The sequence below is a fragment of the Pseudomonas sp. ZL2 genome (genome assembly GCF_054788455.1).
The window spans coordinates 467,576-482,505 of sequence record NZ_JBGOGX010000002.1 but is presented as its reverse complement, the minus strand read 5'-3'; the positions used below and the strand labels follow the sequence as shown (position 1 = coordinate 482,505).

Sequence of the window (14,930 nt, the reverse complement as noted above, 5' to 3'; positions counted from 1 at the left end):
GTGGATCTGTGTACGCCGGACCTGTGGGAGCCGGCCTTGCCGGCGATCGAGCCCGCAGGGGTCGTAATCCTGCCAGCACCTGATGTGCTGGCTGGACCGGCCTCATCGCTGGCAAGCCAGCTCCCACAGTGGATCTGTGTACGCCGGACCTGTGGGAGCCGGCCTTGCCGGCGATCGAGCCCGAAGGGCTCGTGCTTCACTTGGCCCAGCGACGCAATTCCGAAGGCGTGTAGTCATCGGTCTTGGCGGTAAACCCCACCCGCATCGGCGCCTTCTCTTCGTTGCTCAAGCCACCCGCGTAGTACCGCCCCGAAATCAGGTCGTACGAGGTTTCCAGCACGTTGTAGGTAAAGTCATGATCATAGTGCTGGATCGCATGCAGTTCGGAACTGCGCCACAACTCGCCACGGCTGTCGTACTGGTCCACCTGGGCGATCTGCCAGCTGTCTTCGTCCACATAAAACCGGCGCTTGCTGTAGATATGCCGCGCCCCCGGTTTGAGCGTGGCTTCAACCACCCACACCCGATGCTTCTCATAACGGGTATACGCCGGGTTGATGTGGTTGGGCTTGACCAGTTCATCGAGTTTCAATGAACGACTGCCCAGGCGATAACTGTTGTAGGGAATGTACAGCTCCTGCTTGCCGATCAGCTTCCAGTCAAAACGGTCCGGCGCACCATTGAAACCATCGATGTTGTCGGCCGTGATCAGGCCGTTGCTGTAGCGCGCACTGTTGTCATACGCCAGCATCGGCGCGCGACGCACCCGGCGTTGCGCCGGCAGGTACTGCCAGGCGGCACGCGGCTCGACCACCTGGTCAACCGGCTCATGCACCAGCACGGTCTCGCCCGCCAGGCGCGCCGGCTCCAGCACCCGGCTCTTGAACATGAACAGCACGTTGGCATTGGGCTCAAGCCCCGTGACCGCTTCGGCGAAACTCACCAGCGACTGCGCGCGGATATAGCTGACCGCACCGTTCTCACGTACCAGGGCAATACTGCTGAAGCGCTCGTAGCTGCCGCCACGCCAACGGGTCATGTGGTTCCACATCACTTCCATGCCTTCGGTCGGCAGCAGGAACGGAATCCCACGGGCGTAATCATGCAAGCCGTTGCCGCCGTCGGCCAGGGTGGTCTTGCCGGCGTTGGTGCGGCTATCGGCGAGGATCGGCGCCGGCAAACGGGCGCTGCGGTGGCTGGGGTACACCGGCATCTGGTAGCTGTCCGGGTAGCGCTTGAACATCGCCAGCTGGCCGGGGCTCAGCGCCGCCTGGTACTGCCCGAGGTTCTGCGCGGTAATGGTGAACAGCGGCTTTTCACTGGCGAACGGGTCACTGTAGCCGCCGTTGCCATCCAGGCTCCCGGCCGCTTTGTCGAGGCCGCCGGTCCAGGCCGGGATGCTGCCGTCGGCATTGCCGGCGCGCTCCGAGCCCATCGGCGTGAGCGTCTTGTCCAAGAGGCCGAGGTCGTTGCTCTTGGCCTGGGCCAGGGCGCTGACGCAGGTCAGGGCTAACAACAGGGGATGAATACGCATTTTTATTGTTCTCCTTAGAAATCGACCTTGAAGCTGACCGAGGCAAAATCGCGGTCATCGAGGGTGCTGTAGTCGTTGGAACCGAAGAAGCTGTTGTAGGCCAGTTCTACGCTGTAGTCGTTGAGGTAGTTGGCGGTAAGACTCAGCCCCAGGGCCTGCTGGCCTTCCTGGAATGGCCCGAGCGGGTCGTAGGAATAGCCCTCGACGTCATGCCGCCAGTTGACCGCCGGGATCAGGTTGACCCCCGGCAGCACATCGCTGTACTCAAGGCTGGCGCGCAGGCGATAACCCCAGGACCAATCGGTGGCAAAGCCCTTGTCGGTGCAGTAGCGGTTGGTCACTCCGGAGGCAACGGTGTTGCACGCGCTGCCATTGCGCGGCGCGCTGCGGCCAAAGGCGGCATTACGGCCCAGGCGCTCATCACCGAGGCCGTCGATGTGCACCACGCCGACTTCACCGAACAGGCTCAGGCGGGTGGCACCCAGCACGTTGTCGATGGCCTGGGTTGCCGAGGTGGTCACTTGCCACACGCCTTTTCGCTCCCAGCCATCGAAGCGATCACCTGCGCGATTGTTGAAGCCCTCGGGCAGTGCTACCCACACGTTGCCGGCAGCACCGGAGACCACCGCCGTGGTGACATCCGGGGCGTTGAAACTCAGCGGCATGTTGGGCCGATAGCTGAGCTCGGCCGCCAGCGACACCCCGCTGCTGGGCTCGACACCGTTGATGCTCAGCCCGTACAGGCGGATGTTCTCGGGGAAGGCCGCAGCATACGAAGGCCCCTGTCCGCCCCCGGGGAAATTCCCCGGCAGCGCGGTGTTGCGCGCATCGACGGTCAGGTACGGCAGGCGCGAGTGGTAGTTGATGAAGTACAACGCCGCCTCGGCGTCGTTGAGCGCCGGCAGCATCTGGCGCAGGGCGAAACCGAACTGGCCGTTGTCGGACGGCGACGCGTTGCCCCGTGAACTGGCATACAAGCCGCTGGCCTGCATCTGCGGGTCGGTGAGCACCTGGCCCAGGTACAACGGCCCGCAGCCTGGCTGAATCACATCGCTTGTGGCAAAGAAGGTGCCGCAACCGTCCAGCACGCTGGCGCGCCAGTTGTACTGGTAGAAGCCTTCGAGGTTGAGGGTGTCGGACACACCGAAGCTGAACGAAAGCATCTCCACCGGCAGCTGGCCTTCCTTGATCTCGACCCCGGGGCGGTTGAAGGCGGTGATGTCCAGCGGGTTGATGACGTTGATGCCGTTCTGGATCAGCAGCGCCTCGCCCCACGACAGCACCTGCTTGCCGAGCTTGAAACTCAGCGGATGGCCGGCCAGCTCGACGTCCTTCCACAGGTAGGCGTCGAGCACTTCCAGGCCCTGGAATTTGGCCAGGTCATCCCAGCCACTGTCGTCGAAATCCTTGAAGCGGCCGTCGCGGGTTTCATAGGCATGGTCGTACCAGTACTTCAGGCGCACAAAGGCGCCCTGCCCCTGGCCGTCGAGACTGAAATCGCTCAGGCCCTTGACGGTCTGCGAGATCGGGTCGCCTTTCTTGAAGTTAAGCCGGTTGTCATCGGCGCTGACCCCGCTGCCATCGGCATGCACGCCTTGGGCCTGCAGGGCATTGGCGCGGGTCATCAGGTGTTTGTCGGGGCTTTGGGTCGACCAGCTGCTGCCCAGGCTCAGGGTGCTGCGGGTGGTAAAGCTCCAGTCTTCATTGAGATCAAAACTGCTGGCCTGGGCAGGCACGGCGAAGGAGGCCAGCGCCGCCAGCAGCCAGGGAGACGGCGTTGAGCTTGTTGTTGTCATTATCGAGCTCCATGAGGATTAAGCTCGATCAAGATGCCCAAGCGCCCACCGCCAGGCGCAAGCGGCGCACGACAAAAAACGATCATCCGCATGCTGCGAAAAGTCGCCCTAGGCCGGCTGCAATGCGCTCAGGCGAAACTGCTTGGGGGTGACGCCGAACTGCTTGCGAAAGGCGCGGATGAAGTTGCTCGGCTGACGGTAACCGAGGCGCTCGGCAATCCGCTCGATGGGCTGGTCACCGGCGGCCAGCCAGTGCCGCGCCAGTTGCAGGCTGTCTTCGCGCGCCTCGCTCATGCCTGCGCCTTGCCACTGGCGCAGCATGCTCTGATGGAGGAAGGCATTGGCACCGGGCAGGTCCAGCTCGAGGGCGCCTGGCGCCAGTTGCAGGCTCGGCCATTGAGCGCTGACCACCGCCACCCCCCAGTCCTGCAACCAGCGCCCGGCCGCCTGCTGCGGCAACACGCTGACCTGGGTGAACATCTGGGCCGGCGTGCGCCCGGCACGCCTGGCGATGTTGCGCACCAGGCTCAGCACCGCAGCATCGAGCATGTAGTAATGCGGTTGATGCTGATAGCGACGCATGTGCAGCTGTGCACCGTCCAGGCTGACCAGCACACAGTTGGTCACCAGCGGCAGGTAGCGGATAAAGCAGGCAAGGCTGTCGCGCACGCTGGCGGCCGAATCGAGCAGTATGTTCAGCCCCTGCAGCGAATGGGTGGCCATGCCCGGCACCAGCTCACAGCCGAACTCGCGCCCGGCACCGGCGAGCTCACATTCGAGCAGCAACTGCTCGACCTGCATGGCCGGGATCTGGCCGTGCCCGTGCAACTGCGCGGGCGTGAGCCCGGCACGCTGCAACAGCACATCCACAGGCAGGCCGCAGCCCTGGGCGTGAGCGACCAGGGTGCGGGTCAAGGCGGCGCAAACAAAAGGCGAAGCAAGCATGGCACGTCACGCAAAATGATCAGGCCATGAGTTATGCCAGCCGCTACACTATCGATCAAATGCATAAAAAGTATCCGCTGCATGCAAGAGGCGCATGATGGACCTTCGACAACTTCGCCACTTCGTGGCCCTGGCCGATTACCGTGGCTTCGTGCGCGCCGCCGATGCCGTCAACCTCAGCCAGCCCGCGTTCAGCCGCAGCATCCAGACCCTGGAACGCGATCTGGATTGTGCCCTGGTCGAGCGCGGCAGCCGCGAGTTTCGCCTCACCGGCCAGGGCCAACTGGTGCTGCAGCACGCCCGGCGCCTGCTGGCCAGCAGCCAGAGCCTGCACAACGAGCTGCTGCAGTACAACGGCCTGGAAGGCGGCGAGCTGAGTTTCGGCAGCGGCCCCTACCCGGCCCAATTGCTGGTGCCCGAGGCGCTGGCGCAGTTCATCCACGACCACCCGCTGGTGCGCGCACGTTTTCATCAGGGTGACTGGGAGCAACTGGGCAGTTGGCTCAAGGAGCAGCAGATCGAGTTTCTGGTCGCCGACTCGCGCTACTTCAAGGACGACCCGCGCTATCAGGTGCAGGCCCTGCGGCCCCGGCGCGGGCGCTTCTTCTGCCGCGCCGGGCACCCGCTGGCAGGGCGTGGCCCGCTCCAGCTCAGCGCCCTGCTCGATTACCCGATTGCCGGCACGCGGATCCCGCCGATGATCCGCAAGATCCTCGCCCGCGCCCAGGGTACCCAGGACTTTGTCACCAGCGTCGAGTGCGCGCAGTTCGATGCCATACGTCGGGTGGTGATGCGCTCGGACGCCATCGGCCTGGCCACCGCCGAAGCCCTGCACGAGCGGGTCGAGGCCGGTGAAATCCGCTTGTTGAGCTTTGCCGACCTGGATGCCGACGACCCTGATCTACAGTTGCAGTACGGCATTGTCAGCCGCGCCGGCGACAGCCTGACACCGGCAGCGCAGGCAATGATCGAAGCCATTTTCAAGGTGGATCAACAGCTGCAGGTGAACCCGTCATGACCCTCGTGCCGCCCAACGCGTTCTACGCCCCGACCCTGCTGCCGGCCATCGAAGAGCTGCAGGGCCGCGGGGTATCCCTGGAACTGATCGAGGCCGTGTTCCGCCGCAGCCTGTTCGAGATGCGTACACCGTTCCTGCGTGTGCCGCTGGTGCTGTCGCGGCGCTTCTGGACCCTGGCCCTGAGCGAGAGCAGCGACCCGTTTGTCGGCCTGACTGCCGGCAGGCGGTTCGTCTCCACCGCGACCAATGGCCTGACTTACCTGTTCGATGCCGCCGCCTCGCTGGACAGCGCCTGCGCCTACTTCGTCGAATACTTCCCGTTTTTCAACGGTCACTTTCGCGCCCGCATCGAACGCAGTGATGGCCAGGTCAGCCTGCGCCTGGAGGATTGCGGCAGCCTCAAGGCCACGGCACCCATCACCGACTACATGCTCACCAGCCTCTGCAGCCTGCTGCGCCGCAAGCTGCTGGCCAGCGGCCTGGAGCAGGACCCGATCCTGGCCATTGAACTGGCCCACCCGGCGCCGGCCGACATCAGCGTGCACCCCCACGCCTGGCGCGCGCCGGTGAGCTGGGGGCACGTTGAACATGGCATCCGCCTTGACCCAAAGCTGTTCGAGCAAGCGCTGACCCCCGGCAATCAGGCACTGGAACTGATGCTGGTGGAATTGCTGCAACAGACCCAACGCAACAGCCAGCCAACGCTGCTGGAGCTGGCCAGCGATCACCTGGCCGTGAGCCTTGCCGACAGCAACCGCTGGCCGGCCTTCTGCAGCCGCCAGCACCTGCTCGAACGCACCGCGGCCCGGCGCCTGAAGGCACTGGGCTGGAGTTATTCCGAGCTGCTGGATGAGTACCGCCGCTACCGCGCGGAAGACCTGCTGCAGGGCAGCGAACTGGAGCTGGTACAGATTGCCGATCAACTCGGCTACAGCGACGTGCAGAGTTTTCACCGCGCCTGCCTGCGCTGGTTTGCCTGCGCGCCCGGGGCCTACCGCGGGCGCTGACGGCTCAGAGCACCTCGAACAAACCGGCGGCGCCCATGCCGCCGCCCACGCACATGCTCACCACCACGTACTTGACGCCACGGCGCTGACCTTCAAGCAAGGCATGGCCGACCATGCGCGCGCCGCTCATGCCGTAGGGATGACCGATGGCGATGGCGCCGCCATTGACGTTGAGCCGCGCAGGATCGATGCCCAGGGTCTGCGCGCAGTACAGTACCTGGCAGGCGAAGGCCTCGTTGATTTCCCACAGGCCGATATCATCGACGCGCAGGCCGTGCTGACGCAGCAACCTGGGGATCGCCAGCACCGGGCCGATGCCCATCTCTTCCGGCGCCAGGCCGGCCACCGCGATGCCGCGATACAGGCCCAGCGGCCTGACCCCGGCACGCGCCGCCAACGCCCCGCTCATCAGCACGCTGGCGCTGGCACCATCGGACAACTGGCTGGCGTTGCCGGCGGTGATGCAGCCGCCTTCGCGCACGGGCGCCAGGCCTTGCAGGTCGGCCAGGGTGGTGTGCGGGCGGTTGCCTTCATCCTGGCTCAGGTGCACGTCCTGGTAGGTGACCGCCCCGCTGAGCTTGTCGACCACCTTCTTGCGCACACTGACCGGCACGATCTCATCGGCAAACAACCCCGCGGCCTGGGCCGCCGCCGTGCGTTGCTGGGACTGCAGGCTGTAGGCGTCCTGGGCTTCGCGGCTGATACCGTAGCGCTTGGCGACGATCTCGGCAGTGAGCAGCATCGGCATGTAGGCATGCTCGGCCATGCGCACTACGCTGGCATCCTGCTCCACCGCTGCGGCCTGCATATGGGCGGTCTGCACCAGGCTGATCTGCTCCTGGCCAGCGCCAATCGCCACCTGCATGCCGTCGACCATGATCTGCTTGGCGGCAATCGAAATCGCCATCAGCCCCGAGGCGCACTGGCGGTCGATGGTCTGGCCGCTGACCGATAGCGGCAAGCCGGCCGCCAGGGCTGAAAGGCGCGCCAGGTTGGTCGAGGCGGTGCCGCTCTGCATGGCGGTGCCCATCACCAGGTCGTCGATCTCGCCGGGTTCGATACCGGCCCGTTCGACTGCCGCGCGAATGGCCACGGCACTCATCGACGGCGACTTGAAGTCGTTGAAGGCGCCGCGAAAGGCCTTGGCGATCGGCGTGCGGGCGGTCGAGACAATTACGGCATCTTGCATGGCAAAGCACTCCAGTCAGTCACAGCGCAAACGGCTCAATGCCGCCCGCAGGGGTTCAGGGATAGCGACCGGGCGGTTGCTGGCGCGCTCGACGAACACGTGGACAAAGCGCCCCGCCGCGCAGGCCTGCGCTTGCCCGGCCTTGAAGATGCCCAGGGTGTAGTGCACCGAGCTGTTGCCCAGCTTGCTCACCGCCAGGCCCACCTCGATGCACTCCGGAAAGGCAATCGAGGCAAAGTAGTCGCAGCTGGAATTGACCACGAAGGCGATCACTTCCCCCTGGTGGATATCCAGCCCGCCCTGCTCGATGAGGTAGCTGTTCACCGCGCTGTCGAAGAAGCTGTAGTAGACGACGTTGTTGACGTGGCCATAGAGATCGTTGTCGTGCCAGCGCGTGGTGATCGGCTGGAAGTGGCGAAAGTGCTCGCGCCCGGGGTGCTCCATCAGAACGCCTCCCGGTAGATCGCCAGGGCATCGGCCTCGCTGACCTCACGCGGGTTGTTGACCAGCAAGCGCTGCTGTTGCATGGCGTCGCGGGCCAGATGTTCGAGGCTGCTCTCAGGCACGCCAGCATCGCGCAAACGCGTCGGCAGGCCGCAGCGTGGGTTCAGTTCAGCCAGCTCGTTGATCAACTGTGCAGTGAGGCTGTTTACGTCACCGGCGCGCAAGCGCGCACCCAGCAACAGCGGCGCCAGCTCGGCATACAAGGGCGCCGCCGCTTCGGCGTTGAAGCGCAGCACATGGGGCAGCACCAGGGCATTGGACAGCCCGTGGGGGATCTGGAAATGCCCGCCCAGCGGATAGGCCAGCGCATGCACCGCCGCCACCGGTGCGTTGGCAAAGGCCTGGCCGGCCAGGCAAGCGCCGAGCAGCATGGCCTGGCGCGCCTCGCGGTTGCGGCCGTTGTGCACCGCCTCGTCAAGATTGCCGGCCAGCAATTGCAACGCCTCGCGGGCCAGCAGGTTGGACAGCGGATTACGCTTGAGCTTGCTGGTATAGGCCTCGATGGCGTGGACCATGGCGTCGATGCCGGTGGCGGCGGTGACCGCCGGCGGCAGGCCGAGGGTCAGGTCGGCATCGAGCAGCGCCAGGTCCGGCAGCAACAGGGTCGAGACCACGCCCATCTTGCTGTGCTCGCCGGTGGTGACGATAGCGATCGGCGTCACTTCCGAGCCGGTGCCCGCCGTGGTCGGCACCTGGATCAACGGCAGGCGCCGGCCACGGGCCTGGTCGACGCCGTAGATGTCGCCGAGCAATTGCGAGCACTGCGGGTGCGCCAGCAGCGCCACCAGCTTGGCCACGTCCATGGAACTGCCGCCGCCAAAGCCGACGATCAGGTCGGCCTGCATCGCCCGCGCTTGTAGCACCACCTCCAACACACAGGCTTGCGGCGGGTCGGCCAGCACCTGGTCGAACACCGCCACAGTCAGGCCCTGCGCCGCGAAACCCGGCAGCAATGGCTCGAGCAAACCCAGGCGGGCGATACCCGGATCGGTGACGATCAACACCGCCCGCGCACCGCGTTCGCGGCACAGGCTGGCCAAGCGCAAGGCGGCGCCGGCTTCGCAGAGGATCTGCGCGGTGGTAGCAAAACTGAATGACTGCATGCGGCGTCCCTCGTTGTTGTTGTGATGTCCGCAAGGTGAAATCAGAAGGCGAAATCGGCCTCTGGCAAACTCATCAGGCAGCCGGCGCCGGCCAGCAACGCCTGGCGATGAGCGCCTGCACGCGGCAAAAGCCTGCGAAGGTAAAAGTCCGCAGAATGCAGCTTGGCCTGGTAGAACGGCGCTTCGCTGCTGCCGGCCGCCAGGGCGGAACTGGCACGCTCCGCCGCCTGCAACCACAGCGCCGCCAACAACACATAGGCCGAGTAGGCGAGAAAATCCACCGACACCGCGCCGATCTCTTCGGGGTCCTGGCGGCAGGCTTGCAGCACCGACTCGCCCAGCGCCCGCCACTCCTCCAGGCACTGCCCTACCCGCTCGGCCATCGGCGGCTGATGGGTAGCCTGGGCCACCTGCGTTGCCAGCTCATCGATCAGCGCATTGAGCTCACTGCCGCCATCGCCGAGCAGCTTGCGGCGAATCAGGTCCAGGGCCTGGATGCCATTGGTGCCCTCGTACAGCTGGGTGATGCGGCTGTCGCGCATCAGTTGCTCCATGCCCCACTCGCGGATAAAGCCATGGCCGCCGTACAGCTGTACGCCGAGGCTGGCGACTTCCTGGCCGCAGTCGGTGAAGAAGGCTTTGACGATCGGGATCAGCAAGGCGGCGCGACGTTTGGCAGCGCTGCAATCGTGTTCAAGGTCGAGCTGGCGGGCGGTGTAGGCGGCGAGCATGCGGCAGCCTTCGCTCAGGGTTTTCTGGGTCAGCAGCATGCGTCGCACATCGGGGTGGACGATGATCGGGTCGGCGGCTTTGTTCGGCGCCACCGGGCCGCTGATGGCCCGCGACTGCAGGCGCTCACGGGCATAGGCCAGGCCGCCCTGGAACGCCGCTTCGGCGATGCCCAGGCCCTGCAGGCCGACCTGAAAGCGCGCGTCGTTCATCATGGTGAACATGCAGGCCAGGCCCTGGTTGGCCTCCCCCACCAGCCAGCCGGTGGCGCCGTCGAAATTCATCACACAGGTGGACGCGCCCTTGATGCCCATCTTGTGTTCCAGCGCACCGCAGCTCAAGGCATTGCGCTCGCCGAGGGTGCCGTCGGCATTCACCAGCACCTTGGGCACCAGGAACAGGCTGATGCCCTTGACCCCGGGCGGTGCCTCGGGCAAGCGCGCCAGCACCAGGTGGATAATGTTGGCGCTCAGGTCCTGCTCGCCGCCGCTGATGAAAATCTTGCTGCCGCTGAGCTGGTAGCTGCCGTCGGCCTGGGGCAAGGCACGGGTGCGCAGCAAGGCCAGGTCGGTGCCGGCCTGGGGTTCGGTGAGGCACATGGTGCCGGTCCATTCGCCGCTGACCAGTTGCGCCAGGTAGCGCTGCTTGAGCTCGGCGCTGCCGTGGCGCTCCAGCGCCAGCACCGTGCCTTCGGTGAGCCCGGAATAGATTCGGAACGACAGCGACGCGGCCATCAGCATCTCGTGAAAACTGGCCGAGACCATCTGCGGGAAACCCTGGCCGCCGAATTCCAGCGGCCCGGTCATGCTCGCCCAACCTTGCTCGACGTACAGCTTGTAGGCCTGACGAAAGCCATCCGGGGTAGTCACCTGGCCGTCCTGCAAACGGCAGCCCTGCTCGTCGCTGTTGCGATTGAGCGGCGCCACCACTTCGGCGGCAAAGCGTGCGGCTTCTTCGAGCACGCCATCGATGGTTTCGCGGTCCAGGCCATTGCCCAGTTGCTGGCAATGGCCACCGGCATCGAACAGCTCGTGCAGCACGAAACGCATATCGCGCAGCGGTGCCTGGTAACTCATACACGGCCCTCCTGTACAGCGGCAAAGCCTTTGCCAGCGGCCACCAGCCGGGCAATCAGCGCGGCTGGCCGCCAATGTTCGCCGAGCATGCGTTGCAAACGTTGCAGACGCTCCTGGATCGAGGCCAGGCCCTGGCCATCGGCCCAGTGCAGCGGTCCGCCGACCGCGGCCGGGAAGCCGTAACCGTTGAGGTAGACCAGGTCGATGTCGTGGCTGTTGGCGGCGATATTCTCCTCAAGGATCTTCGCCCCTTCGTTGACCAGCGCCAGCAGGCTGCGCTCGACGATTTCCGGGTCGCTGATCAGCCGGCGGCGATAGCCCAGGCCGGTAGCGATTCGCTCGATCAGGGCATCGACCTCAGGGTCGTGCTCGGCTTCGCGGCTGCCCTCGGCATACTGGTAATAACCAAGGCCGGCCTTCTGGCCGAAGCGGCCGAGGTCGCACAGGGCGTTGTCGACCTGCACCAGCGGGCTGTCCATGCCCTGCCCGGCCAGTTTCCGGGCGCGCCACTCCAGATCGACGCCAACCACGTCGTACATGCGAAACGGGCCCATGGCAAAACCGAACGCCTGCAAGGCGCCGTCGACCTGCTGTGGCAGCGCACCTTCAAGGAGCATCTTGCGCGCCTCGTCGGCGTAGGTTTTGAGCATGCGGTTGCCGATAAAGCCGCGGCAGTTGCCGGCCACCACGGCGATTTTGCCCAGGCGCTGGCCCAGGGCTTTGGCCTGGTCGAGCACGGTGGCCGAGGTCTGCTGGCCGCGGACGATCTCCAGCAGTTTCATGATGTGTGCCGGGCTGAAGAAATGCAGGCCCAGTACCTGTTGCGGACGCTGGGTGACAGCGGCAATCGCATCGATATCCAGCGCCGAGGTGTTGCTGGCGAGGATCGCACCGGGCTTGAGGGTGCGGTCCAGGGTACGGAAGATTTCCTGCTTGAGCTCGAGGTTTTCGTACACCGCCTCGATCACCAGGTCGACATCGGCCAGCGCCGCGTAGTCGTCCACCGCCTGAATGCGCGCGAGGTTTCGCTCGGCCTGTTCCTCACTGATGCGGCCCTTGACCACCTGGTGGGCCCAGGTGTCGGCGGCCATCTTCAGGCCTGCGGTGACCATCTGCGGGCTGGCATCGAGCCACAGCACCGGGATGCCGGCACTGGCCAGGCTGATGACAATCCCCCGGCCCATGGTTCCCGCCCCTACCACCGCAGCCTGTTGCCCATCGAATGCATTGCTCACACCGGCACCCCTAAGTCGAAAAGAAGGATTGCCGACACCGTAAGCAGCTGCCTACTATTTGAGAAATTTCATTTTCATATGCGTGATATTTGCGAAATGAATATAAACACCTTCGACCTCAACCTGCTGCGCATCCTCGACGTGCTGCTGCGCGAGCAGAACGTCTCACGCGCCGCCGAGCGCCTGGCCCTCAGCCAACCGACGGTGAGCAACGCCCTGGCGCGCCTGCGCGAATTGCTCGACGACCCGCTGCTGGTGCGCATCGGCCGGCGCATGCAACCGACGCCCAAGGCCCTGGCCCTGGAAGGGCCGATCCGCTCGGCGCTGCAACAGATCGAGCAGACCCTCAACGTCGGCGAAAGCTTCGACCCGCGCCTGAGCCGGCAGACCTTTCGCATCGCCATGACCGACTTCGTCGAGCAGTTGTGCATGCCAGGCCTGCTGCGCCGCCTGCAGGACCGTGCGCCGAACCTGCGCCTGGACATCGCCCCGCTGGCGCCGAGCCTGCCGGTGGATGCCCTGGACCGGGGCCAGCTGGACCTGGTGCTGGGGCGCTTCGATGAGATTCCGGCGCGTTTTGCCCGTCATCACTGGCGCAGCGAGACCCTGCAGATTGCCCTGCGTAAGGAGCATCCGCTGGTGAGCGGCGCACTGGACCTCGACACGTTTTTGCGCCTGCGTCACCTCTGGGTGCATGGCGGGCAGACGCGCGGCATGGTCGATCAATGGCTCGGGGAGCAAGGGTTGGCGCGGCAGATCGTCTACACCACGCCCAACTACCTGCAGGCGGCGCACCTGGTGGCGGCGTCGGATTTGTGCGTGGTGCTGCCGACGCAACTGGCACGCCACTTCGCCACGCTGCTGCCGTTGCAGCTGCATGACTTGCCGTTTGCGTTGGAGGCGTTTGAGCTTGAGCTGGTGCACCTGGCCCAGCGCGGTCAGGACCGGGCGCTGGGCTGGCTGGTGGGGGAGATTTTGCGGGTGGTTTGAGGGCCTCATCGCTGGCAAGCCAGCTCCCACAGGTCATGTGTACAACACAAATCCTGTGGGAGCGGGCTTGCCCCGCGATCGGGCGCTTCAGGACAACGCTTTTTTCGCCGCCCGCACATGCAACACCGCGCCCATCAAGGCCACGACAATCGCCGCCGCACCGGTGGAGAACACCAGCACCTGGTAGTCCGGTACAAACGCCATGGTCACCAGGCAGCCGATGATGAACACGATCACCAGGTAGGTCAGCCACGGGAACAGCCACATTTTCAGGCGGATCGGCTTGCCTTCGGCTTCCAGCTTGCGGCGCATCTTCAGTTGCGAGAAAGCAATCACCAGGTACACCAGCAAGGCGATCATGCCGGTGGTGTTCATCAGCACATCGAGCACGTCTTTCGGGCGCAGGGTTTCGCTGAAGTTGATCAGGGCCACGAACACCGCCACCGAGCACGAGCCGATGATCGAGAACACCGGCACGCCGGTACCGGCACGGGTGATCTTGAAGAACGACGGCGCATCACCACGGGTCGACAGCGAGAACAGCATGCGCGAGGCGGTGTAGTGCGCCGAGATCAGGCAGCTGCTCACCGAGGTCAAGACCACAAAGTTCATCACCAACTCGGCACCGGGAATGCCCAGCAGCTCCAGAGTCCGACGGTACGAGCCATAGCCCGAGGTGCCCATCAGCGGGTCGTTCCACGGCACCAGGGCAACGATCAGGAAGATCGAACCGACATAGAACAGGCACACCCGCCAGACCACCGAGTTGGTCGCCTTGACGATCTGCTCCGAGGGGTTCTTCGACTCGGCGGCAGCGATGGTGACGATTTCCGCACCGAGGAAGGCGAACATCACCCCGAGCATGGCCACCACCACCGCCTCCATGCCGTTGGGCATGAAGCCTTGCGCGGTGAGGTTGCTCAGGCCGTGGACTTCACCGGTGGGCCACAGGTTGACCACCGCCAACCCGCAGACCACCAGGAAACAGATGATCGCCACCACCTTTATCAAGGCGAACCAGAACTCGAACTCGCCGTAGTGCTTGACGTTGAAGAAGTTGACGCTGATCAGCACCAGGGTGGTGGCCAGGACGAAGACGTTGACGCTGATCGAGGGGAACCAGCCGTGCAGGATCTTGCCGGCGACATAGGCTTCCCAGGCCATCAGGATGACCCAGAACCACCAGTACAACCAGCCGATGGTGAAACCCGCCCAGCGGCCAATGGCGCGCTCGGCATAGGTGGAGAACGAGCCGGTATCGGGCGACGAAGTCGCCATTTCACCGAGCATGCGCATGATCAGCACCACCAGGATGCCGCCGGCCAGGTAGGCCAGAATGGCCGCGGGGCCGGCGCTGTGAATCACACTGCCGGAGCCGACGAACAATGCGCCGCCGATAACCCCGGCGATCGACATCATGGTCAGGTGACGAGACTTGAGCGAAGCGCTGAGCTTGCTCTCGTGCTCCACCTTCGCTGTGGAAGTGGATGTGGATGTTGCGTCCATCAGTAGCTACCTCGTGTTCTTTTTATGCAAGGAAACTCGAGAGACCGCCTGCTACAGCGGTCTCACCCATTCGAATCGGTAAACGTGCGGGCAGCCGAAATCGCCCGGCCCAGGTCATGGGTCGGCGACGCTGCTCACGGGGCCAGCGGAGTGCCTCTGGTCGGATTGAACGGTGCAATGGCGCGATGGCGGGTCAGTGCCATCTGTGCGCAAGGAGCGGTTGGGCGGCGCCCAAGGGTAAAAGCATCAGTGTCATTGTGATTATTCATACTGCTTCAACGTGCTTTAGCTAGCGATA

At 64.8% G+C, this 14,930-nt stretch carries 12 protein-coding genes; 3 read left to right on the top strand and 9 right to left on the bottom strand.

Going from position 1 to position 14,930, the window contains the following annotated elements; genetic code table 11:
* Positions 1-196: 196 nt before the first annotated feature.
* The 3 genes from ABM562_RS03670 to ABM562_RS03660 form a co-directional block, all read right to left on the bottom strand.
* Complete coding sequence (locus tag ABM562_RS03670; protein ID WP_233673764.1) at positions 197-1,534, bottom strand: DUF1329 domain-containing protein; 1,338 nt, start codon at positions 1,532-1,534, stop codon at positions 197-199.
* A gap of 14 nt (positions 1,535-1,548) precedes the next feature.
* The gene (locus ABM562_RS03665) at positions 1,549-3,330 is read right to left on the bottom strand and encodes a DUF1302 domain-containing protein (RefSeq protein ID WP_460420894.1); all 1,782 of its coding nucleotides are present in this window, start codon (positions 3,328-3,330) and stop codon (positions 1,549-1,551) included.
* Positions 3,331-3,438: 108 nt separating this feature from the next.
* Positions 3,439-4,275 carry an AraC family transcriptional regulator gene (locus ABM562_RS03660; protein WP_134062958.1) on the bottom strand — a complete coding sequence of 279 codons (837 nt, stop codon included), beginning with the start codon at positions 4,273-4,275 and terminating at the stop codon, positions 3,439-3,441.
* Positions 4,276-4,372: 97 nt separating this feature from the next.
* Between ABM562_RS03660 and ABM562_RS03655 the strand changes: the two genes are divergently transcribed.
* Both ABM562_RS03655 and ABM562_RS03650 read left to right on the top strand, forming a co-directional pair.
* On the top strand, positions 4,373-5,293 hold the full coding sequence (locus ABM562_RS03655) for a LysR family transcriptional regulator (RefSeq protein WP_115087670.1): 921 nt from the start codon (positions 4,373-4,375) through the stop codon (positions 5,291-5,293).
* On the top strand, positions 5,290-6,300 hold the full coding sequence (locus ABM562_RS03650; protein ID WP_233673767.1) for an AraC family transcriptional regulator: 1,011 nt from the start codon (positions 5,290-5,292) through the stop codon (positions 6,298-6,300). Before ABM562_RS03655 ends, ABM562_RS03650 begins: the two co-directional genes overlap by 4 nt.
* Before the next feature lie 4 nt (positions 6,301-6,304).
* Here the strand turns inward: ABM562_RS03650 and ABM562_RS03645 are convergent, their stop codons facing one another.
* From ABM562_RS03645 to ABM562_RS03625, 5 genes are read right to left on the bottom strand one after another with little or no spacing between them, the layout of a single operon-like run.
* Positions 6,305-7,489: an acetyl-CoA C-acyltransferase gene (locus tag ABM562_RS03645; protein ID WP_134062963.1), complete on the bottom strand. Its 1,185-nt coding sequence runs from the start codon at positions 7,487-7,489 to the stop codon at positions 6,305-6,307.
* Between the two features lie 15 nt (positions 7,490-7,504).
* A complete protein-coding gene (locus ABM562_RS03640) occupies positions 7,505-7,933 on the bottom strand; it encodes an acyl-CoA thioesterase (protein WP_115087522.1) in 429 nt (142 codons plus the stop codon).
* Positions 7,933-9,096, bottom strand: a complete 1,164-nt coding sequence (locus tag ABM562_RS03635; RefSeq protein WP_233673769.1) for an iron-containing alcohol dehydrogenase — start codon at positions 9,094-9,096, stop codon at positions 7,933-7,935. Before ABM562_RS03635 ends, ABM562_RS03640 begins: the two co-directional genes overlap by 1 nt.
* A gap of 41 nt (positions 9,097-9,137) precedes the next feature.
* Positions 9,138-10,901 carry an acyl-CoA dehydrogenase C-terminal domain-containing protein gene (locus ABM562_RS03630; RefSeq protein WP_460420891.1) on the bottom strand — a complete coding sequence of 588 codons (1,764 nt, stop codon included), beginning with the start codon at positions 10,899-10,901 and terminating at the stop codon, positions 9,138-9,140.
* Positions 10,898-12,136, bottom strand: a complete 1,239-nt coding sequence (locus ABM562_RS03625) for a 3-hydroxyacyl-CoA dehydrogenase (RefSeq protein WP_325175817.1) — start codon at positions 12,134-12,136, stop codon at positions 10,898-10,900. Before ABM562_RS03625 ends, ABM562_RS03630 begins: the two co-directional genes overlap by 4 nt.
* Before the next feature lie 96 nt (positions 12,137-12,232).
* On the opposite strand from ABM562_RS03625, the gene ABM562_RS03620 reads away from it, so the two are divergent.
* Positions 12,233-13,126: a LysR family transcriptional regulator gene (locus ABM562_RS03620; RefSeq protein WP_115087669.1), complete on the top strand. Its 894-nt coding sequence runs from the start codon at positions 12,233-12,235 to the stop codon at positions 13,124-13,126.
* A gap of 87 nt (positions 13,127-13,213) precedes the next feature.
* Here the strand turns inward: ABM562_RS03620 and ABM562_RS03615 are convergent, their stop codons facing one another.
* Complete coding sequence (locus ABM562_RS03615) at positions 13,214-14,632, bottom strand: amino acid permease (RefSeq protein ID WP_115087518.1); 1,419 nt, start codon at positions 14,630-14,632, stop codon at positions 13,214-13,216.
* Between the last annotated feature and the right edge of the window lie 298 nt (positions 14,633-14,930).